The organism is Duncaniella sp. (genome assembly GCF_029054785.1).
Taxonomy (GTDB): domain Bacteria; phylum Bacteroidota; class Bacteroidia; order Bacteroidales; family Muribaculaceae; genus Duncaniella.
Genome location: NZ_JAIDEN010000059.1, coordinates 1 through 21474 on the forward strand (window position 1 = coordinate 1; position 21474 = coordinate 21474).

At 49.6% G+C, this 21474-nt stretch carries 15 protein-coding genes and 1 tRNA gene; 2 read left to right on the top strand and 14 right to left on the bottom strand.

All coding sequences use genetic code 11. The features are described from left to right. Positions 1 to 688: 688 nt before the first annotated feature. Positions 689 to 3466, top strand: coding sequence for a sugar-binding domain-containing protein (locus tag K2H17_RS03950; protein ID WP_300131675.1), 2778 nt, complete (start codon positions 689 to 691; stop codon positions 3464 to 3466). Between the two features lie 126 nt (positions 3467 to 3592). Here K2H17_RS03950 and K2H17_RS03955 read toward each other — a convergent pair whose 3' ends face one another. From K2H17_RS03955 to K2H17_RS03975, 5 genes are all read right to left on the bottom strand, one after another. Further along, on the bottom strand, positions 3593 to 4345 hold the full coding sequence (locus K2H17_RS03955; protein ID WP_300131677.1) for a nuclease-related domain-containing protein: 753 nt from the start codon (positions 4343 to 4345) through the stop codon (positions 3593 to 3595). A 76-nt stretch (positions 4346 to 4421) separates the two neighbouring features. After that, positions 4422 to 4583 carry a hypothetical protein gene (locus K2H17_RS03960; protein ID WP_300131678.1) on the bottom strand — a complete coding sequence of 54 codons (162 nt, stop codon included), beginning with the start codon at positions 4581 to 4583 and terminating at the stop codon, positions 4422 to 4424. 373 nt (positions 4584 to 4956) lie between these two features. After that, positions 4957 to 5041 (bottom strand) — tRNA-Ser (locus K2H17_RS03965). Positions 5042 to 5199: 158 nt separating this feature from the next. Next, on the bottom strand, positions 5200 to 6504 hold the full coding sequence (locus tag K2H17_RS03970) for a pitrilysin family protein (protein WP_300131680.1): 1305 nt from the start codon (positions 6502 to 6504) through the stop codon (positions 5200 to 5202). A gap of 30 nt (positions 6505 to 6534) precedes the next feature. Beyond that, complete coding sequence (locus K2H17_RS03975; RefSeq protein WP_300131682.1) at positions 6535 to 7431, bottom strand: NlpC/P60 family protein; 897 nt, start codon at positions 7429 to 7431, stop codon at positions 6535 to 6537. Positions 7432 to 7672: 241 nt separating this feature from the next. Between K2H17_RS03975 and K2H17_RS03980 the strand changes: the two genes are divergently transcribed. After that, on the top strand, positions 7673 to 9217 hold the full coding sequence (locus K2H17_RS03980; protein ID WP_300131685.1) for a Do family serine endopeptidase: 1545 nt from the start codon (positions 7673 to 7675) through the stop codon (positions 9215 to 9217). Positions 9218 to 9379: 162 nt separating this feature from the next. On the opposite strand, the gene K2H17_RS03985 is transcribed toward K2H17_RS03980, so the two are convergent. The 9 genes from K2H17_RS03985 to K2H17_RS04025 all read right to left on the bottom strand — a co-directional run bounded on the left by K2H17_RS03985 (position 9380) and on the right by K2H17_RS04025 (position 21374). Further along, a complete protein-coding gene (locus tag K2H17_RS03985) occupies positions 9380 to 9754 on the bottom strand; it encodes a RidA family protein (protein ID WP_300131688.1) in 375 nt (124 codons plus the stop codon). Positions 9755 to 9811: 57 nt separating this feature from the next. Further along, positions 9812 to 11206: a YihY/virulence factor BrkB family protein gene (locus tag K2H17_RS03990; protein WP_300131689.1), complete on the bottom strand. Its 1395-nt coding sequence runs from the start codon at positions 11204 to 11206 to the stop codon at positions 9812 to 9814. 75 nt (positions 11207 to 11281) lie between these two features. After that, positions 11282 to 12148, bottom strand: a complete 867-nt coding sequence (locus K2H17_RS03995) for a hypothetical protein (RefSeq protein WP_300131691.1) — start codon at positions 12146 to 12148, stop codon at positions 11282 to 11284. Then, complete coding sequence (locus K2H17_RS04000) at positions 12129 to 14339, bottom strand: RelA/SpoT family protein (protein WP_300131693.1); 2211 nt, start codon at positions 14337 to 14339, stop codon at positions 12129 to 12131. The genes K2H17_RS03995 and K2H17_RS04000 overlap by 20 nt, the downstream gene beginning before the upstream one ends. A 68-nt stretch (positions 14340 to 14407) precedes the next feature. Further along, entirely contained in the window at positions 14408 to 15718 is a 1311-nt protein-coding gene (gene murA, locus K2H17_RS04005; RefSeq protein ID WP_300131695.1) for a UDP-N-acetylglucosamine 1-carboxyvinyltransferase, read from the bottom strand. 62 nt (positions 15719 to 15780) lie between these two features. Then, entirely contained in the window at positions 15781 to 16806 is a 1026-nt protein-coding gene (gene murB / locus K2H17_RS04010) for a UDP-N-acetylmuramate dehydrogenase (RefSeq protein WP_300131696.1), read from the bottom strand. Positions 16807 to 16940: 134 nt separating this feature from the next. Further along, positions 16941 to 18671, bottom strand: coding sequence for a DUF262 domain-containing HNH endonuclease family protein (locus K2H17_RS04015; RefSeq protein WP_300131699.1), 1731 nt, complete (start codon positions 18669 to 18671; stop codon positions 16941 to 16943). A 29-nt stretch (positions 18672 to 18700) separates the two neighbouring features. After that, positions 18701 to 20026 (bottom strand): ATP-binding protein, encoded by a 1326-nt coding sequence (locus tag K2H17_RS04020; protein WP_300131702.1) that lies wholly within the window; start codon positions 20024 to 20026, stop codon positions 18701 to 18703. A gap of 13 nt (positions 20027 to 20039) precedes the next feature. Then, complete coding sequence (locus K2H17_RS04025) at positions 20040 to 21374, bottom strand: sigma-54 dependent transcriptional regulator (RefSeq protein ID WP_300131705.1); 1335 nt, start codon at positions 21372 to 21374, stop codon at positions 20040 to 20042. Between the last annotated feature and the right edge of the window lie 100 nt (positions 21375 to 21474).

Below are 21474 nucleotides of genomic sequence, written 5' to 3' on the forward strand. Positions count from 1 at the left end.
GCGAGCTATGCGACTGACGAATTTCAACAATTTAGCAAAAGAGACACCAAGGCTCAGGTAACTTAAATTATTGAAAATGAAACTATTGACAGAAGAAAAAACAATACCATCGCCTGCGAAAGTTTTGGGCGCCTATGGCTCTTCATCTCAGTCACATAGCTCGCTATGCTCCTTCAATTCAGAACTATATCCACCTCAAAACTTTCGCTCAGATTTTAACTATTGTTATTAAACAACGAACTATATTAAAAACCACTATATCTATAAACTTCCTCTTCACTCTTCGATTTTTCCTCGGAATAAGTCTTGCATTTAAGTATAAATTAATTTTAAAGAGTTACATAATGCAGAATACATGGAGTTTTGCGATAATCTCAGCCGGAAAACGAGCTGAATTGATTGCGCGATGATGAAAGGTTGAAGCTATAAGGTTAGGGAAAGGTGAGGAATATATGACTCCCGAAATGGACAGATGCAAAACTTCAACCGCTAAGGTCTGTCAATTGTATAATTTGTGCTGTTTCACTGTTTAACTTATTTGACATTAAGAATGGAATATAGACTATCCAGATTTATCACATTGTTTGCGGGACTTGCTGTGCTGTCGTTTGGATGCGGCGCAAGAGAAACTTATAATTTTAACTCTGATTGGGTTATCGACTATACGGAGACCGACTCGCTGAGGTCTATGGGGACAAAGCGTGTCACTTTGCCTCATGCCTGGAATGAAGATGACGCTTACAGGGTGCCTATCGCGCAGATGTCGACCGGAAAGGTTCGTTATGTGAAGCATTTTGAATTGCCGCGGTCTGCGGCCGGCAAAAAGGTGTTCATCGAGTTTGAAGGCGCGCGCCAGACTGCTGAAGTCTTGCTCAACGGTAATTTGCTCGGTCACTGTGATAATGGTGTGATGGCGTTCGGCTTCGATCTCACAGATAAGCTTATGGACGGTGACAACGTCATAGAAGTCATAAGTGATAATTCGTGGAAGGCTAAGGAAACCTCTACCGGTTCGAGCTATCAGTGGAGCGATCGAAATTTCAACGCCAACTATGGAGGCCTTCATAAAAACGTGTGGCTTCATGTCAGTGATGGCTTATATCAGACTCTTCCATTGTATTCAAATCTCGGAACCATCGGAACTTATGTCTATGGAAAGGATTTTGACATCCCGGCGCGCACGGCTACGATCGCTGTTGAAAGTCAGGTCAGGAATGAATCCGGGAAGACCGTCCGCGAGCGGTTGAAAGTGGCGGTCGAAGCGCCTGACGGAAGCGTAGTTGCTCGTTTTGAGGGACCGGAGGCTGAGATCAGAGCCGGAGAAACCGCTGTCCTGACAGCTGAGAAGCGGGTAGGGGATCTGCATTTCTGGTCGTGGGGCTACGGTTATCTCTATAAGGTGAGGACTACCGTAGGGAATGATGAGGTCGTTACCACAACTGGATTCCGGAAAACCGGATTCAAAGACGGCATGATATATCTTAATGACCGTGTGATAATGATGCATGGTTATGCCCAGCGTTCGACAAATGAATGGCCCGGAGTCGGAATGTGCGTACCACCGTGGCTCAGTGACTACTCGAATGATCTTTTCGTGAAAAGCGGTGGCAATATTGTGCGCTGGATGCACATTTGCCCTTGGAAGCAGGATTCTGAAAGTTGTGACCGTGTGGGGCTGATACAGGCCATGCCCGCAGGCGATGCCGAGAAAGATGCTCAGGGGCGCCAGTGGAGCCAGCGTGTCGAACTGATGCGCGATGCCATTATCTATATGCGCAATTCTCCGAGCATATTGTTTTACGAGTGCGGAAACAACGGCATCAGCAAGGAACACATGGAGGAAATGAAAACTGTCCGCGATCTCTATGATCCGCATGGCGGACGTGCTATCGGCAGCCGTAACATGCTCGACCGTCCTGAGGCTGAATATGGCGGAGAAATGCTTTATATAAACAAGAGCGCTGCGAAACCTATGTGGATGATGGAGTATTGCCGCGATGAGGGCTATCGCAAATTCTGGAATTCATGGTCCTATCCTTTCCATCAGGAGGGTGACGGGGTGCTCTACCGCGGTGCGCCCGGTCCGAGCTGGAACCACAATGGCGATGAATTTGCCGTAGAACTCGTCAGACGCTGGTATGAATACTGGCAGGAGCGTCCGGGTTCAGGCACAAGGGTTAACTCAGGCGGTGCAAAGATCATTTTCAGCGACACTCAGACCCACGGCCGCAGCCGTGATTTCCGAGTCAGTGGAGTCGTTGATCCGATGCGTATTCCGAAAGATGCCTTTTTCGCACATCAGGTCATGTGGGACTGCTGGGTCGATGATCTTAAGCCGCGCACATATATCTGCGGCCACTGGAACTACAATCCTGGAGATACTGTGCCTGTGATCTATGTGGTTTCTACCTCGCCTGATGTCAGACTTCTGCAAGACGGCAAGGCCATCGAGCCGGACAGCCATGACTATCGTTTTCTTTCAACATTCCGAAATGTGCCGTATATGTCCGGATCACTTACTGCAATAGGCTATGATAAAAACGGGGTGGAGGAATCGCGTTACAGCATGGCTGCCGCAGGTGAGCCGTCGCACCTGAAGCTTACGCCGATTCTGAATCCGACCGGATGGAAAGCCGACGGGGCCGATGTCGCATTGATAGAGGTTGAAGTTGTTGATAAAGAAGGACGCAGATGTCCGCTTGCCGACAATCTTGTCACTTTCAGGCTGAATGGACCCGCAGAGTGGCGTGGGGGAGTGGCGCTTGGCAAGGAAAACTGTGCTTTGAGCGATACTCTTAGGGTAGAGTGCGGAATCAATCGCGTGATGTTGCGTTCGCTTCCAAAAGCGGGTAAGATCACCCTGACAGCATCGGCCGATGGTCTCGGATCGCAGAAAATTGCGCTTAAGACATCTCCGGTCAGATCTGAGAAAGGACTTTCGACTTATATGCCGTCTGACGGGCTGAAAGGTGTGCTGGACCGAGGTGAGACTCCGGGAAGCCCGTCTTTCAAGCCCTGGAGGAGGGGGATTGCCATTAAGAGTGCCAAAGCGCCGGGGCGTAAGGATGTCCGCCTCAGCTACGATGCCAATGAGGCGTCGTGTTGGGAAAGTCCCGCGCGTCTGGATTCTGCTTGGGTTACATATACACTTATAGAGAAAACGGCAATTGATGACGTGTGTCTGAAACTTAAGGGGTTCCGAGGCACAAGTTATCCGATTGCTGTCTATGCAGACGGAGTGAAAGTCTGGGAGGGATGGACACCTAAAAGTCTTTCTTATGTGCATCTTCCGCTCAGGAATGTCGCGCCGTCCACGGACTACACCATAAAAATGCTCGGCAAAAGTACGACAAGCGATGCGTTTACTGACATAAAAGTGCCTGATTCCCGCAACGACGAGAAATTGCAGAGCGGAAAAGGCGCCACACTCGCGATTTTCGAAATTGAATTTCTCAAAAATTTGTGATCAAAATGGCGATTGAAGGAGTTTGTCCTTGTTTTGATGCTGTTGAGATATCTTGACATTTTCAAAGACAAGGACACTTCTTTATGTCGAAAATCGGCTCAATCGGTCGACTTTGGAGGTAATATTTCACCAGAATCTTCTTCTGCGCGAGAATCCGACAAAACGGAACAGTGGCCTGAATGATGTTTTATAAGAAGACTGGGGCGTGTTGCATCCATAGTATGCGGCAGAGTTAATTTGAGATGAAACAATCATTGGGTCATTGCCGTTTTGCACGGCTTTTGTGAATAAGTTCATGATCTCGTATTTGTTGCCGTAATTGGCATTGGGCTGCATCAAAATTTCGGATACTACCTGCCGGATGGAATGCGGATATATTATAAAAGTATTGTTCGCATTGCAAGAGACATTTTTAAACTCGCTATTACCGAAGAATACTATAACAGAATAAATCGGGATTCCGGGATTTTGAGGCAAACATTGCCTGATGGCATTAATGTGACCGGAATTTTGCATGACTGGATTGTAGAAACGGTGTTTTTCTCGGCCATACGCCAGCAATTGTGTCCAGTATTTCTGATGTTCGTTGCCGAAAATCCAACCGCTATAATCCTTGATTTCAAACACGATAATGCCCGCTTTGGTTGCGACGGCAATGTCGACTTGTGTGTATTCCCCATTTGGTTTTTGGATATATAAGTCATGAAATATGGCTTTGGGGTTGATGCCTTCTTTCAATAAATCCAATATTGCTCTACGTTCCGACCACTCGCCACGAGTAAGTGGTGTGACCTGCTTGATTAGTTCGCGTTCTTTTAGTTTGATATAAACAAAATAAACAATGCCTGTTATCAAACAAATCAGGATTATGGCAGACATAAGTGTGCGTAGTCAATAGGTTGAAATTGTGAATATTGTCTCAATTGGGGAGGATCTGTTTTGGCGCAAGAAGGTGTTAGCAGTCCATGAGCTGTGCTTGTGCCGGATGCTTCTTACGCTTGAAGAATTTGATGCGCTTACAGATATGTCCGATTGAAAGGGTTATCATCAGAAAGCCGAGTTTGCCGTGGACTCCGCCCATGGGGGCGTGGATAAATGTCGATATCCAATGGATCATGGCGATAAGGCCGGTTGTCAGGGTAGCAAGCGATACCCACCATAAAGTTCGTGTTGCCTGGCTCTTTTGTTCTCTGAATTTTGTGAACCAGTTGCTGTTCCCGAAATGCAGTAACACATGGCAGGCTGTCATGCATATAAACAGTATTCCAATTATGATATGAATCCACACCGATAAAAGTCCGTTGCTATGAGTAGCTTCAAGCTGTATTCCGGATATAAGTATTGCCGCGGTAAGTGCAAGGAGGCTCCAGTTGCAGATCTTCAGTTTTGCAATTTTCTTCATTTCATTGATTGGTGGTATCAGTTTTTTGGCGGTTACATTTATGATATAAGAAAGCCCACTGAAATTTCAGCGGGCTTTCTTGCTTGAGCGGAGAGAGAGGGATTCGAACCCCCGGAGGTGTGACCCTCAACGGTTTTCAAGACCGCCGCAATCGACCACTCTGCCATCTCTCCAATATTTTGGCTTTCAAGAGATTCAGGTCATTTCGCTTAATGTCTGTTGTGTTGCTCTCTTGATTACGGGTGCAAAGTTAAGGAGTTTTATTTAATTGTGCAAATTTTTGAGCAATTTTCTTTCGTCTTTTTGCAATTTTATTTTTCCGGCTGCTTGGCTATTGGCCGGCAATTGCTGTTATTCGCTTGTTAATATGGAAGTTGTCTTCTGCAATGGACGCGAGCACTCCGGCGGCTTCTTGAGGCGATGTGTTGGCCGGATCGAGCCTGCGGATGAATTTTTCTTGGATTTCAAAATAATCTTCGGGTGTCGAGGCATAGAGTCTGGTCTTGAAAAAGTCCATCCGGCTGAACGGTGTGTCCAATATCGCAGCTAAACCAGACAGGAGAAAGCGGGACAGGCGCATGAGTTCATCTTCGGAATAGGTCGAGGGGTCTTTCAACCGTTCGATTTCTTCGAGAATGAGTCGACGGACTTCCTTGACGGAGTCACAGGCGGTCTGGGTGGATATGCTGATGAAACTTCTCTCCGGATAGCCCAGGAGGGCGGCAGATATTCCGTAGGTCAGTCCGCGGGCTTCGCGGATATTCAGCATCAGTCGGCTCCCGAAGTAGCCTCCTAAGGCTGTGACAGCACTTCGCAGCGGAACAAAACTGTCGTCAAGCCGTCCCGGTGCCGGAATCATCATTTTTACCGCACTCTGCTGCGAGCCTGGCATTTCAACAAAGACTTCGCGGGGACTTTCTGCAACGGCGGCAAAATCAAGCGACGACAGGGCGTAGTCAGTCCCTGAGGCTATGCGTGAGAAGGTGTCAATTACGAGCGATTCGATCTTGGGTGTGATGTTGCCGGCCAGGAAGACGTGAATATCATTTGTGGCGAGGCGGGAATAGTGAAAATCCCGTAGACGGTCGGTCGAGATGGCAAGGATCTGTTCTGCGGATTCTGTGCGTGACAGAGGCGAGCTTGCGCCGTAGGCGAGTGGCCTGATTGCTTCATCGGCTAAAAATGTGACTTTTCGGCGGTCAATATCAACTTTCGCCGCACTTCTGCGCAGAATACCGTTGGCTGCTTCAGCCGGGAAAGTCGGATGAAATACAATGTCGATGAGCAACGGCAGCAGTTCTTCGAACTTGTCGTTGAGGCTGGAGAGGGTGATGGATGTATAGTGGGTAGAAACCGAAGTACCGGTCCATGCGCCTGCATATTCCAGACGGGCGGCGATGTCAGCACCGCTGAAATGGTTTGTCCCTTCAGCAAGCATTGATGCCGTACATGAAGCCAGTCCTGCGACTGGTTCTTCTGCGATGCCGCCGGGCAAGGCTATGGTCAGCCGGTTGACATCAACCTCACTTCCGGTTTCTATATATATATGTAGCCCGTTGTGCAGACGGATTTCGCGTGGAGGAGTGAGGTGAAGTTGTCCGAAACTATGGACTTGCGGCGGTATGGTGCGATTCATGGCTGGATATGGAGTTGGCGTAGACTGGTTTTATCGGTTGAAAATTGAGTCAAGTTTCTGTTCGATGATTGAGTTGAGCACTTTTTTTCGGGCTTCTTCCGGAGTCGGCTCATCGGTGACCGTTCCGCTTGTGACAGGCGTTATGGCCTGAGTGGCGGAGCTGCGGGGCTGCTGCTGAGAAGTTGCACTCTTCGGCTGACCGGTCTTGGCCGGTGCCGTTTTGCGTGAGGGGAGGTTGCTGACAGGAGAGAGGGTGAACGGTTCATCTTTGGCCGGAGAGGCTGTCGGCGTGGATTGTGATTCCGGTGCGGAGGTCTGTTGTGGCTTTTGGGCAGGAGACTGGGAGGGTGAGTTGGAGGCGATCATGTTGCGGTATTTCTCGACATATCCCGCTCCGGCGAATGTCCGCCTGAAATAATCTGCGTTGATGTCGCTGACGATTACGCCTTTTGAGGATGATGAATGGACCATCATCCCGTCGCCGACATAGATTCCGACATGAGAAATCTTTTTCCCTCCACCTCCTGAGGTGTCAAAGAAGATGAGGTCACCAGGCATCAGTGATGTTTTCGATATAGGACGACAGAAACTGGCTTGTTGGGCTGAGTTGCGTGGCAGTTTCAGCTGGAGGGCGCTGCGGTAGACATTCAGGACCAGTCCCGAACAGTCGACACCGTTGCGGTCCTCGCCACCATATCTGTAAGGTGTGCCGATCCATCGCTTGGCTTCGGTCAGCAGGGCATGTGACTGTGGTGCCAGTGACGAAGGGATTTCAAAGGTCTTTCTGTCTGGTTTTGTGACGTTTCCTGCCGGAGTGGTCTTGTAGACCGAGGCATTGGACGAGCGTGATGTGCCGCACGAGGCAAGAAGCATCGAGCAGCCGATCGAGGCAGAGATGAGAACTGAAATGCTTAAACGTGACATCATGACGCAAATTTAGTCATTTTTCATGACAGACAATCATTAAATGGCAGTTACAAATGCTGGGAAAAGTGGTAAATATATCTTAAAAACGTAAATTATCTACTTAAATTATTTTAAACCTGTCACTATCCGAGGTATTTGGATGTAACAACGCACACTTTTTGCCGTCTAATAGTCAAAAGCAAAAAAAATCATCAGAATTCATCCGATATAACATAGTAAGCACAAAATTATAGTAAAGCAAATGAAATCAAGCAGCAAAATCATTATGCTCGCTGCCGCAACGGCAGTAGTCAGTTCGGCTATTACAGCCTATGCAATGAAGCAAGTGCTTTTCCCTGCGGAGGAAGCGCAGAGTTTCAATGAGCTTTTTGCAGGATCGTCCGTGGCTCAGGGGCAGGTCACAAGAGTGTCGCAGCTTCCGGCCAATACGTCCGACTTTACAAAGGCTGCCGAAAGCACTATCAACGGTGTCGTTTCGATAAAGAGCTATGCGACTCCGCGTGGCTATTCACGCCAGCAACAGGGGGGCGGATTCTTCGATGATCCGTTCTTCGAATACTTCTTCGGATCTCCGGGCGGAAGCCGCAGAAGCCAGCCTCAGCAGGAACAGCCCAAGCAGCAGCCTTTAGGTCTTGGCTCAGGTGTGATCATCAGCAACGACGGTTACATCGTTACCAACAACCACGTCATCGAGGATGCCGAACGCCTTGAGGTCACGCTGAATGACAACCGTACATTTGACGCGACTGTTGTCGGTGCTGATCCGACCACAGACCTTGCGCTTATCAAGATCGACATCAAAGATCTTCCGGTCATCCCGATGGGCGACAGCGAAGCGCTCAAGGTCGGAGAGTGGGTTCTTGCTGTGGGCAATCCTTTCGGATTCACATCGACTGTGACCACCGGCATTGTGTCGGCCAAAGGTCGTAGCATCGGCAACGGCGGCCACGGACGCATGACAATTGAGTCATACATCCAGACTGACGCAGCTGTCAACTCAGGCAATTCCGGCGGTGCGCTTGTCAATCTTGCCGGTGAACTGATCGGTATTAATACCGCGATTTACAGTCAGACCGGAAGCTATGCCGGCTATTCTTTCGCAATTCCGACTTCGATTGTCAAGAAAGTGGTCAGTGACCTGAAACAATTCGGAACCGTCCAGCGCGCTGTCCTCGGAATCTCGATTTCAGAGCTGACAAATGAAATCGCCAAAGAGCATGGAATCACTGCCGTAACCAAGGGTGTATATGTCGGTGACATCAGCGACCGCAGTTCGGCAAAAGAAGCCGGTTTGCAGAAAAACGATGTCATCATCAGTATCAATGACATCCCGACCGACAACGTAGCACAGCTTCAGGAACAGGTTGCTAAATATCGTCCCGGCGACAAGGTGAAGGTGACCTATGTCCGAGACAACAAGACAAATTCCGTCAATGTGCAGCTGCGCAATATGCAGGGCAACACTCAGGTGACCAAAGCCGGCGACATCACCGATCTGGGCTGTGCATTCAAGAAAGTTGACGAGTCGACTCTCCGTCAGCTCGGTCTCAGCAACGGTGTTCAGGTAGCAGGACTTTCAAAAGGCCGTTTCCAGGATGCCGGAGTTAAGGAAGGATTCATCATCACTTCAATCAACAACTCGCGCATAAGCACTCCCGACGATGCTGAGAAGATGTATAAGGCCATCATGAAGGGTGGAGGCGAGGAGAAGGTCATGATTCTCCGTGGCGTTTATCCCACCGGCAAGCGAGGCATCTATGCAGTTGATCTGTCAGGCGTTGAATAAGTTCTGACAATTCCTCCTGAAAAGGAGCTGTAATAATAAAGTAATACGGACAAATCCGGTCTCACGTTGAGTGAGGACTTCAGGATTTGTCCGTATTGTTTTTTATTCTGAGACACTCTGAATCGGCAGATAGTTTCAGAATATCGGCTTTTCAGTCTGGAATCAGAGAGCGGCGATCACTTCGATCTCTACGAGCACCTGCTTGGGGAGCTCGCGGACAGCAACTGCCGAGCGTGCGGGGAAAGGCTCGCTGAAGTTTTCAGCATATACTTCGTTCATTTCGCCGAAGAGTTTCATGTCGGCAAGGAAAACAGTTGTTTTCACGACATTGTCAATGCTTGCACCTGCTGCGGCGAGGATTGCTTTCACGTTTGCGAGCGACTGGGCTGTCTGGGCTTTAATTCCTTCGGGAACAGTGCCGGTTGCGGGGTCAACGGGGATCTGACCTGAGCAGAAGAGCAGATTGCCTGCCTTGATTGCCTGGCTGTAAGGACCGATAGCTCCGGGAGCTGCTGTTGTTGCAATAACTTCTTTCATGATTGGTGTTAAATTTTGGGGTTAATGATTTATAATTTGTCGGAGATAGGATTTTTATCAGTTTTTTGTCAGCTGGATGTCGGCAAGACGCGTGTCTGCGGCTTCTGTCTCGATCTGGGCTGAGAGTCGGTCGAGAATGCCTGACAGAAGTTTGAAATTGTTGCCGAATTCCGGGATGAAATCCGACTCGCCGTGCTGATCGAGGACTTTGAGGATATGGCCTAAAGTATAGTGATCAGGGCTGGTGGCAGGCACCAATGGCGGATCGCTTTCGTCCGGACTACCGTCGGCAACGGCCAGCCTGACAATAAGATTGCAGTCTGAAAGCTCGGCGACAATCAGTCCGGTCAGTCTTGGCGGGATCATGAATTCAGCTGACAGCTGTGAGATGTTGTAGGGTTTCTCCTGGCGGCAGAAGCGTTTGAGTATTACGGAAAGTACGGCGATGCACACCTTGCGGCGATAGTTTGCTGAAATTTCAGTGGTCTGTTTTTCGTAAGAAAACATGTTGATGTTCTGTGAGGAGCAGCAGACGAGCGCTCCGGCAAGGGTGATCAGCCAAGACAGCTGCATCCATATCAGCATAAGAGGGAGGAAGGAGAAGCTGCCGTAGATCGCGTTGTATTTGGCTACATAGACCTGACCTGTAACGAAAAGCCATTGCAGGACCTGGAAGGCTGTTCCCGCAAGAGCTCCCGCAATAAAGGCATTCTGGAATTTGACTTTTGTATTCGGTATGAGCATGTAGGCCCCTGCAAAAAACAGCCATGACAGAGCTATTGATGCTAAATCGAGAAGATCTCCGATGAATGGTGTTATATCAGCGAATGGCAGCAGCTTCTGAATGGTGTTCGACATGAAAATCTGCAGACCGCTTGAGCAGATCATCAAAACGGGTAGTATGATGAAGATGGCGAGATAGTCTGTCACTTTGCGGGCAAGCGGGCGGTCGGCTCTGATGCCCCAGATGTTGTTGAACGATTCCTCCACATTGTCAAGCAGTGAAATCAATGTCCAAAGAAGGAACACAATGCCGACACCGACGAAAATTCCTTCCGATGCCTGTGCCAGGCAGGAATCGACGAACGAAAAGGCCATTTCAAGAGCCTTGCGCTGAGAGGGGAGATACTGATAGACCTGGTTTTGCAGAAGGTTCTGAAATCCGAATCCCCGGCCTATGGCAAAAAGCAGTGCGAGGGCGGGAACGATTGCGAGCAGGGTGCGATAGGTCATCGCGCAGGCCTTTGACTGAAGGTCAGCACTCATGAAAGTCCTGACTGTCAGATTGAGAGTCTTGACGATCCTTATTCCCAAAGTGTCGCGCTTATCCTCCCACACGCCTTTCGAACAATAGTTCCACAGATTGAGGGCTTTGTCCTTAAGGCGTTGGATGCGCGATGGATTTTTGATGCTGTCGGCGGCAGAGGCCTTTTTTTTCTTTGTGAAAATCATTTTCGTATGGTGTGTGTCTGATTAAGATTTCAGGAGATATTACGGCTGATTTTCAATAAGGTGCCGTGTGGAGCTTTATTTTACGCTGTCTTTTTCAACGAATGTCCTTGAAGCCTGGCTGCGGGCGATATCAACAGCTCTTGTAAGACGCTCTTTTTCCAGAGATGCGACTTTGAAGCGGCGGATGGTTGCGGCGTAGTCATAGGCGAGAGCTATCTCACGGGCCTGTGCGGCCGGAAGAGCCATCGAGTAGGATGTCGCGCCGTTGAAGGTCAGGCGGATGTCACGACCGACGTTTTCACTGATGAATTTTCCGACAGAGTCACATTCGACACCCATGAAGGTGATCACTTCAGCTCCCATCGAGCGGTCGTTGCGTTCGCCGTCGTGGTTAACGACTGAAGTTGTCGCTTCGCGGCCACCGGTGCTGACTGTGACAGATGTGCTCTTTACGCTTTTGGCTTTCAGCGATGATATGAGATAGAAATTGCCGTCAGGGCTTACCCGGCCCTGCAATCCGTTGGTTCCGATGAAGTTCGCCGGATTTGCGCTCGCTGCCACATAGTAGCCTTCAATCGGATTTTTGACGAATTTCATCTGGCGCTGGAGGGAGTCGCCCAATGCGCCTAAGACGGCAGTCAGCGAGTCGGCCTCCTGAAGTCTGAGCAAGTGCAGGCCTTCGGTTGCCCGTGTGGCCAGGTGGAGAGCTTCGCGGCGGACATCTATTTCTCGCGGGTAGCGGCTTTTCAGTGTGTCGATCAGTTCGATCGCTTTCGAATAGTCGCGGGCCTCATAGGCTGTCTGTGCTTCATCAAGGAGCGCTGTGGCTTTTTCGGTGTCTCCGGATCCGGAGCATGAAGTGGCTGCGGCGAGCAGAAGGCTGAGCGCCGAGAGTTTTATGGTGCGCCTGATCAGGCGTAAGTCAGTTGCTGCGTTGTACATCTTTTATGCCTTTGATGGTTTTGATTTTTTTGATGATGTTGTTGAGCGAATCGGTGTCGCTGATGCCGATTACGAGGAAACCGGAGAAGATGCCGTCAGAAGAGTCGATTGAGATGTTGCGTAGTGTGACATCTTTTTCCTTGTTGATGATCGAGGTGATGTTGGTGACGATAGTGATGTCATCGTTGCCGACGATCTTCAGTGTCGCTGCGAAATGAGTGCCGACTTTACCGGACCAGCGGGTCCGGATCACACGGTAGGGATACTTGTAGCGTATGTGCTGGGCGTTCGGACAGTCGTTGCGATGGATTTTTATCACACCTTCCGCCGAGACAAAGCCGAATACGTCGTCGCCGAAAATCGGATTGCAGCAGCGGGAGAGTTTATAATTTATTCCCTTGATGTTGTCTCCGATGATCAGAATGTCGTCCGAGGCCGATTCCTGGCGGTGGTCTCCGTTGTCAAGCAGTTCGAACTCCTCGGCACTCCGGCGCTCGCTTTCCGCTTTTCGGTCGGCGTTCTCGATCAGTTCGTATTGGGTGATGACGTCATTGACATCAATGATTTCATCGGAAATGGCCTTGTAGAAGTCGGTCACTGTGCGGTAGCCCATTTTTTTGATGGTGCGCATCAGATAGCCTTCCTCAAGTTCGATCTTGCGGTTTTTGCATCGGCGTTGCAGAAGTTCTTTGCCGAGTTCGGCCGAGCGGTTGGCCCGCTCGTTGAGAGTCTGTTTGATCTTATTGCGTGCCTTGGAGGTGACAACAAAACTCAGCCAGTCCTGTTTGGGCATCTGTCCGGGGGCTGTCGTGATTTCCACCGTATCCCCGGAATGCAGTTTATAGTTCAGCTTGCGGTTGCGTCCGTTGACTTTGCCGCCGACACACGTACAACCCAGCTTTGAGTGGATGTTGAATGCGAAGTCAAGGACTGTGGCGCCGAGCGGCAGGCGGTAGAGGTCGCCTCTCGGAGTGAAGACGAAAACCTCTTTGTCATAGAGGTCCATCTTGAAGTTTTTCATCAGTTCCATCGGGCCGTCGGCAGTCTCAAGGATGTCACGGACGTTGTTCATCCATGAGTCGAGATCTCCCTCGCTCTTGATACCTTTGTATTTCCAGTGGGCTGCCAGGCCTTTTTCGGCCACGAGGTCCATGCGCCGGGTGCGGATCTGAACTTCGACCCATTTGTTGTCGGGCCCCTTGACGGTGGTGTGGAGCGATTCATATCCGTTGCTTTTCGGAATCGAGAGCCAGTCTTTCATTCGGGCCGGATTCGGAGTGTACATGTCCGTGACAATGGAGTAGACATTCCAGCAGTCGGCCTTTTCCCTTTCGAGGGGAACGTCAAGGATGATTCTGATTGCGAAAAGATCGTAGATTCCGGAGAGTTCCACCTGCTGTTTGCGCAGTTTGTTCCAGATTGAATAGATCGACTTTGTGCGCCCCTTGATCTCATATTTCAGCCCTGTTGTGTCGAGCTTGGCTTTCAGCGGAGCGATGAAGTCGGCTATATAGGCGTCGCGGGCAACTTTGGTCTCGTTCAGCTCGGCAGCGATCTTGCTGTATGTCTCACGCGCCGTGTATTTGAGCGACATGTCCTCCAGGTCGCTTTTGATCTTGTAGAGTCCAAGACGGTGGGCGAGAGGAGCATAGAGGTAGTTTGCTTCGAAAGCTGTGTCGGCGACGAATTTTTCGTCAGGATGATGGTTGATTGTCCGCATCAGGATCAGCCGCTCCACGATCATGATTATGATTACACGGATGTCCTCGGCGAAAGTCATCAGCAGACGTCGGAAATTGTCGGTCTTCACCACGCCCTGTTTGCCGTAGAGAGTCGAGACCTTGATCAGTCCTCCGACCAAGCGTTCTACGTCTTCACCCCAGAGTTTGCGGATCTGTTCCAGAGAGAACGCTTCTTCCATGCACAGTCCGTAGGTCATGGTGGCGATTATCATGTTTCTGTCAGGCGATACCATCTGGCAGAGCGCGATTGAGGTGCGCATCGAGTGGAGCACACGGTTGATCCCGTGGCGGTCGACCGGTGACTTGTCTCCCGTGTAGGCTCTTGCCACTGCCTTTTTGACAGTGGAGAAGTCTCCCGGAGAAGCTACTTCAGAAGCTTCGTGCAGAAGGATTCTTGCGAGGGCCTTTAGTTCCGAAGCCTCGGATGTGGTGAATATCGGTTTTTCCATTGTGCTGAATGAGGTTGGAGGAGCTGTTTGAAACACTGTCTGAATTAGTGTGTGGCTGGTGCTGATGCTTAGTCGCGGCGGTGGATGCAGGCGCCGATTGAGTTCAGGCGGGTGTCAATGGCCTGATAGCCGCGGTCGATCTGGTCAATGTTGTCGATCCGGGAGACTCCGCGGGCGCTCATGGCTGCGATCAGCATGGCAATGCCGGCACGGATATCGGGCGAGTGCATTTTGTTGGCGCGCAGCGGCACTTTATGGTCCAGGCCGATCACAACAGCTCTGTGAGGGTCGCAGAGCATTATCTGAGCGCCCATGTCAATCAGACGGTCGACAAAGAAGAGGCGGCTTTCAAACATTTTCTGATGGATCAGCACACTGCCGCGGCATTGTGTTGCTGTGACAAGCATCACCGACAGCAGGTCAGGGGTAAGGCCCGGCCACGGGGCGTCGGCAATGGTCGGGATTGATCCGTCGAGGTTGGTCTCGATCTCATAGCATTCCTGCGAGGGGATGAAGATGTCGTCTCCGCGGCGTTCGAGGTTGATTCCGAGGCGGCGGAATGAGTCAGGGATGATTCCGAGGTTGTCATAGCTGACATCCTTGATGGTCAGCTCGCTTCGGGTGATGGCTGCCATGCCGATGAAACTGCCGACTTCGATCATGTCGGGGAGGATGGTGTGGTCTGCTCCTGAGAGCTTCTCCACGCCGGTGATGCGCAGCAGGTTTGACCCGATTCCTTCGATATGGACTCCCATTTTGACCAGCATCTTGCATAGTTGCTGCACGTAGGGTTCGCAGGCTGCGTTGTAGATAGTCGTGGTCCCTTCGGCAAGCGCTGCGGCCATCACGATGTTGGCCGTACCGGTCACCGAAGCTTCGTCCAGGAGCATGTAGCAGCCTTTCAGACCTCCGACGGTCACTAAATAGTAGGCCTGCCGCTCTTCGTTGTAAGCGATCATCGCACCGAGTTTCGACAGTCCGGTGATGTGGGTATCCACTCTCCGGCGTCCGATTTTGTCGCCCCCCGGTTTCGCAAAATATGCTTGGCCAAGACGGGCAAGCAGAGGACCTACAACCAGTACAGAGCCGCGCAACGATGCGCAACGGGCCACGAAATCGGCGCTTGAGATGTAGTCTTCGTCCAGATCGTCGGCCTGAAAACGATAAGTGTCTTCATTCAGGCGCTCGACCTTGACCCTCATGGCTTTCAGAAGATTGATGAGGTTGATGACATCAAGGATGTTGGGCACATTGTGGATGGTTACAGGCTCTGAGGTGAGCAGTGTGGCGCTGATGACTTCCAGGGCTTCGTTTTTGGCTCCCTGGGGCTTGATTGAGCCGCTCAGTCTGTGGCCTCCCTCTATGATATAGGTGCTCATAATTGTTATGCAGGTTTTTGAAACAGTTGAAAAGTGAAGATAAAATTAGAATGTCCGATCGCCTAAATATGTTCAACCTCCGGGGTCAACTTTATGGCAAAACGCTCATTTACGGAGGCGATGATACGCGATTCGAGGTTCAGCACTTCTTCCGGAAGTGCTTTCCTGTCGGGATTGACTATCACCAGTGGCTGGAGGTGCCAGACTCCGACATTGCCGTCGCGGTAGCCTTTCCAACCGCAGCGGTCGATGAGCCAGGCAGCCGGAATCTTGTAACCGTCATTGACTTTATAGTGTGGCGGCATGTCAGGCGATTCCTTGGCGCAGATTTCTGCGAAATGCTCTTCTCCGATCACCGGATTCTTGAAGAAACTCCCGGCGCTTGGCACCTTTGCCGGATCCGGAAGTTTGGAGTCACGGATTTCTATTACGGCATTCCTGATTTCCAGTGGAGTGATGCTGCCGCTGTCTTTGTTTTCGAAATATTTTTTGAGAGCCGGGTAGGAGAGGTCGGGTCCTGAGATAGGTGAGAGGCGATAGTCTACGGCATGGATGATGTAGCGTTTCTTGAAATCCGGCTGCTTGAAGAGGGAGTCGCGGTAGGCATATTGGCACTCCTCGTTTGAGAAGGTGACAAATTCTTCTTCTACTTCATCGTAAGCATGGACCGCCGTAATCAAGTCACCGGCTTCAGTCCCATAGGCGCCGACATTCTGGACAGCCGATGCGCCGACTTCTCCCGGAATTCCTGAGAGGTTTTCAAGCCCCCAGAGTTCACGTTGGCAGGCCCAGGCAATCAGATCGTCCATAGTCTCGCCCGCTCCCGCTCTGACAATAACTTCTTCGGCATTTTCAGAAATTATTTCAATCCCTTTGATGGCACTGTGGAGAATTATACCTGGGAAATCGCAAGTAAACAGCAGATTGCTGCCTGCACCGATGTGGAATTTTTCCACATCTTTCCGGATCGACGAAAGGATGAACGGGATGTCATCGGCTTTGGTATATTCCATGAATTCTCCGCATTTCACGTTCATGGCGAAAGTGTTGTGCGTCGAGAGATTGTAATTGTCAAGTGTTCTGATCATGTCCGGGATGAATTGATTATGACGTGAGCGCAACGGAACCGAAATTCTTTCGGCCCGAATTCATCCACAAAAATAAGAAAAATTTTGACAGCAAGCCTCCTCAAAGGCCAAATTTTAATTACCGGTGCAAATAATTACAGCCAGGTTTCTTTAATAAATGCAACAATCCTATCCCGACGTTCGTTAATCTGGATTTCGCGCCATTGCATGTCTTTTTTTAGAGTTTCATAAATTTCTTTATGAGAATAGAAAACGCTGTTGTATATTTCCATAATTTCTTCATTTGCAGGATTATGATTCCTCTTGGCAGAGTTGTTCCCCCAAGTAAGAAGTGATAGATTGCCAATATTATTAAGATATTCGTTGCAGAATTCTTCGGTGTATTCGGTGAAATCAGGCGTTTGCGGAGTAATATGGTCTAAAGTGTTCGAGATAGGAACTTCACGAAATACATTTGAACATTCATCTGGAGATAAGAACGGTTGACGTGCTTTGGCGCGTAAGTAATTTTCATATTTATAAAGCACATATCGTAATTCTCTACGATAATGGAATTTGTTTTCAGTGAAATAGCGCAGGCAGTCGCCATCAAAATTCCAATACCATTTGAATCCGGTTTTAACTTTGTCTGTTAGTTCTAAGATAAGGTTGTCATAATTGTCGGGGTCATAATTTTTAGCTATGGCAATCAGATTATTAGTGCGATATCCTCCCAATGTATAAGTCATTTTGAATAATATCTTTTCAACTAACAGCAGAGCATTGTCAATCGCAGGTATATTTCTCACTTCTATGCCGACACTATTGAAATGACAGAGTTTGAGCACTAATGGCATAGAGTTGGCTTTATCAAGAATGCATACATCTGCGATGGGACTATTAAACATATGCCAAGTATTTTCGATTTCACACATAAGTGAATACGATCGACACAACTTGCTCGCGAAGTCACTGATCCATTTAATTTTATCAGGTGCGGATTGTAAGTTTTTCTTTATGGCATCCAGTGGAGATTCGTAGCTCGAAAGGAATGCGGAGCAATGATAGCCTAAAATAGTATCTTCTTTAGTTTCAAGTTTCTCGATGTAGTTGTAGATTGAAGCAAATTTGGATTCTAATGAATGTATATTGCTGATAGCATTAGCGGAATTACTTCGATATATCTGGTGCATGAGATATGCTTTCAGCTTTTCCAATGTTGTAAGCCCTAAACCTCTGTCATTCTGAAATGCAAATATTTGCGTTGCAGTTAGTTTGGCGCTTTCACCACTCAGCACGAATGTTGTTATAATTGCATTATTGATTACATTAAACCATTTGAACAGAATTTTAGTATCTTTCTGCATTTTCATTTTTTCACTGAAGAAAATAGCAGCTTCGCGGATACGTTGTTCTGATCGTCTTCCGGTGTCTTCTGTATCGTTATTGTCGCATTCAATGATGAGTCTATTGAAAAAAGACGTATCTTCAGGAACTGTCTCAAATTTTTGGTTGCAATAGCGTGGTTGGAGATAGCGTTCGTATATTTGCTCTGTTGCAATAGTGACATCATTGTATTCAAAGGATGCAATACCACGTTTGCGTAATTCTTTTACGAGACAACTCATAAAGATAACAGTAGTTGTCAGTCTTTGCTGGCCGTCAATTACCTCATATCTGTTGCCGAGAGTTTTTTCAAAAAGGTAATGACCAAGAAAATAGGCTGAATTTTCAGGTTGGTCAATTATATCATTCAGATACATATCTACTTGACCGATACGGCCTTCTTTTCCAACTCTCCAGGAATAAGCTCTCTGATAACTGGGAATAGCAAAGGTAATCATGTCTTCGCCAAATAACCGTCCGATAGTAGTCTGATTGTCCATGTATATTTTTATTTGTGCGTTTTTAATTATCATTGTTGCCGATGGATTCCGGCGGTTTTGAAGTGGATTGTAAAGCGTGTCAGGGAGTCTGCGCCTGTGGCGAGGGAGAATCGGCATCCGTGTTTGTGGAGGACTTCGCTGATGAACAGCAGGCCGATGCCGTGGCCGTTGACTTTTGTGGAAAAGAAGGGGCTGAAGAGCATTTTTGCAGCTTCCGGGTCAATGCCGGGGCCGTTGTCTGTCACGGCCAGTGTGGCCGGAGATCCGGTGGTGCTTACCGTTATCTGTCCGTCGGAACCGATACTTTCGGCTGAGTTCTTTACAATGTTGATCAGTACCTGTTCCATCAGCACAGGGTCCACCATAACCTCCAACGGCTCGCCGGACAAGCGATAGCAGAGGGTGATGTTTCTCTGCACACAGAGGCTTTCAAGCATGACCCGCCAGCTTTCAAGCAGAGAGTTGAGATCTGCTTTTTTCAGGCTGGCTTCAGGAATTTTCACCACATCGGCAAAGGAGGTTATGAATTTGCTCATTGATTTGCAGCGAGCTTCGCAGACGCTGACAACTTCGTTGAGGTCGGCGTAATCCTCTCCGCTCTCGCCAAGCATAAGCCGCGCGGTCGAGAGCATGGAGTTGACTCCGGCCATTGAATTGTTGACCTCATGGGCAATGACCCGGATTACTTTCTCATAGCTCTTTTTCTCGGCTTTCATCACCTCTTCGGTCAGTTTCTCAATCAGCACAAACGGGTGCGGGAAGCCCTGGTCCATGAATGAGAGCCGTGAGCAGCGATAGATCATCGAGTCGTTGAGCCGCTCGGTGACGGTCTCTCCCTGCTGAAGTCCGGCGAGGATTGCGGCGAGCCTTGAGTCAAGACTGCCAAGAGTCCGGCCTTGTAGTTGTACGCTGTCAGAGACTTCGAGAAACGATGCCGCCGCTTTGTTGGCTGTCTTGATCTCGTCGTTGTCGGTCAGTATCAGGATTCCCATAGGGGAGACGTCAACGAGCAGATCGAGAAAGTGGTTCTGTTCGCGCAACCTCAGGCGCTCTTCTTTGAGTGCCACCATCATGCCGTTGAACATGTCGACAATCCTGTCGGCTTCGTGCTGGTTGACATGGGAGAGGCGGCTGCTGAAATCCTGTTCGCGCAGGAGGTCTATGCCGTTGCTGATGCTTCTGATCGGTTTCATCACATTGCGGTAAAACACGATCAGCAGGATAAATGCCAGTACGCTTGCCGACTGAGTGACATACATGGCGCTGTTTCCGTCCGTGGCCGACAGGAGCAGCGAACTGACGATTGATGCGCCGAGCAACAGAATGATTATGATCAGAATCCAGCTTATTCTCATCGGCCTTGTATGCTTATTGTGTTATTCCGTATTTCTCCATGCGGCGGTAGAGTGACTGACGGGTGATTCCGAGAAGAGCCGCCGCACGGGTGAGATTGCCGCCGGAGTGTGCTATGGCCTGTTCTACGGCCTCGCGTTCGCGGAGTTCAAGATTTGACCGGCGGGAATTTTCAGCCTGAGGAAGCGGCCCGTCATATTGTCCGCGGAACTCTCTTTCGCCGAGCCGGTCGCCGCTGTTGACGAGCAGAGTGCGCTCGACGAAGTTTTTCAGTTCTCGGATATTGCCGGGATATGGCAGAGACGACAGAAATTCCATCGCCTGAGAAGTGATTTCAGGCAACAGGCGTTCGTTTTGCGCGCAGTGCTGTCTCACAATATGGTCCACAAGCAGCGGAATATCCTCCCGGCGCTCACGGAGAGGGGGCAGAGTGACGGTGATCAGGTTGATTCGGTAGAAAAGGTCTTCGCGGAAGGTTTTTTCCGCAACCATTGCCGGCAGATTGGCGTTTGTGGCGCATACGACTCTGACATCCGTTTGGCGCTGACGGCTGTCGCCAAGCATCTCATAAGTGTGTTCCTGAAGCACACGCAGCAGTTTCACCTGGCAGTTAAGGTCAAGTTCTCCGATTTCGTCAAGGAAAATAGTGCCTCCGTCGGCCATTGCGAAGCGCCCTTCCCGGTCTGCGACAGCACCTGTGAAAGCTCCCTTGCGATGGCCGAACATCTCGCTTTCGAATAGTGATGACGCTATGCCGCCAAGGTTAACTTTGACCATATTTCTGCCTTTGCGGCGGCTGTTGCGGTGGATGGCTTCGGCTATAAGTTCCTTGCCGGTTCCGTTTTCGCCCATGATCAGCACCGGGGCATCTGTGGCGGCAATGCGCTCGATTGTGTCGAGAACGTTCATCAGTGCCGGAGAGCGTCCGATTATGAACGACCGGTCAAACCCACTGTCCGTTTGCGGCTCGTCTGTTTTGGGCGCATTGAGTTCCAACGCCACATTTATGCGCTTAAGCAGCGCTGCGTTGTCCCACGGCTTTGTGATGAAGTCAAAGGCACCGGCATGAATTCCCTCGACCGCGAGGGGAATGCTGCCCCAGGCTGTCATAAGTATGACCGGAGTCTCAGGCCGGAAGATTTTGATCTGTCGCAGGAGTGTGATGCCTTCTTCGCCTGTGGTCGCCCGCGAGAAGTTCATGTCGAGCATTATGAGTTGAGGGGCTTCTGCGCGTACAACCTCCATAGCTTCTCTGGGTGAGGAAGCCATCACGGTCTCGAACCCGTTGCGAGAGAGCAACAGTTTCAAAGACAGGCGCACTGCTGAATCATCATCGACAATAAGAATCATGATGCAAAATTACGATTTTTTGTAGAGGTTGTTTAATAACAATAGTTAAAATCTGAGCGAAAGTTTTGAGGTGGATATGGATCTGAATTGAAGGAGCATA

Excerpts from the sequence above, each read along its gene's own strand:
- K2H17_RS03980 (WP_300131685.1), top strand. The coding sequence starts at position 7,673 with ATGAAATCAAGCAGCAAAATCATTATGCTCGCTGCCGCAACGGCAGTA.
- K2H17_RS03960 (WP_300131678.1), bottom strand. The coding sequence starts at position 4,583 with ATGATCCATTGGATATCGACATTTATCCACGCCCCCATGGGCGGAGTC.
- K2H17_RS03975 (WP_300131682.1), bottom strand. The coding sequence starts at position 7,431 with ATGATGTCACGTTTAAGCATTTCAGTTCTCATCTCTGCCTCGATCGGC.
- K2H17_RS03950 (WP_300131675.1), top strand. The coding sequence starts at position 689 with ATGGGGACAAAGCGTGTCACTTTGCCTCATGCCTGGAATGAAGATGAC.
- K2H17_RS04025 (WP_300131705.1), bottom strand. The coding sequence starts at position 21,374 with ATGATTCTTATTGTCGATGATGATTCAGCAGTGCGCCTGTCTTTGAAA.
- K2H17_RS04020 (WP_300131702.1), bottom strand. The coding sequence starts at position 20,026 with ATGAGAATAAGCTGGATTCTGATCATAATCATTCTGTTGCTCGGCGCA.
- murB (WP_300131696.1), bottom strand. The coding sequence starts at position 16,806 with ATGATCAGAACACTTGACAATTACAATCTCTCGACGCACAACACTTTC.
- K2H17_RS03985 (WP_300131688.1), bottom strand. The coding sequence starts at position 9,754 with ATGAAAGAAGTTATTGCAACAACAGCAGCTCCCGGAGCTATCGGTCCT.
- K2H17_RS03990 (WP_300131689.1), bottom strand. The coding sequence starts at position 11,206 with ATGATTTTCACAAAGAAAAAAAAGGCCTCTGCCGCCGACAGCATCAAA.
- K2H17_RS04000 (WP_300131693.1), bottom strand. The coding sequence starts at position 14,339 with ATGGAAAAACCGATATTCACCACATCCGAGGCTTCGGAACTAAAGGCC.
- K2H17_RS03970 (WP_300131680.1), bottom strand. The coding sequence starts at position 6,504 with ATGAATCGCACCATACCGCCGCAAGTCCATAGTTTCGGACAACTTCAC.
- murA (WP_300131695.1), bottom strand. The coding sequence starts at position 15,718 with ATGAGCACCTATATCATAGAGGGAGGCCACAGACTGAGCGGCTCAATC.
- K2H17_RS04015 (WP_300131699.1), bottom strand. The coding sequence starts at position 18,671 with ATGGACAATCAGACTACTATCGGACGGTTATTTGGCGAAGACATGATT.
- K2H17_RS03995 (WP_300131691.1), bottom strand. The coding sequence starts at position 12,148 with ATGTACAACGCAGCAACTGACTTACGCCTGATCAGGCGCACCATAAAA.
- K2H17_RS03955 (WP_300131677.1), bottom strand. The coding sequence starts at position 4,345 with ATGTCTGCCATAATCCTGATTTGTTTGATAACAGGCATTGTTTATTTT.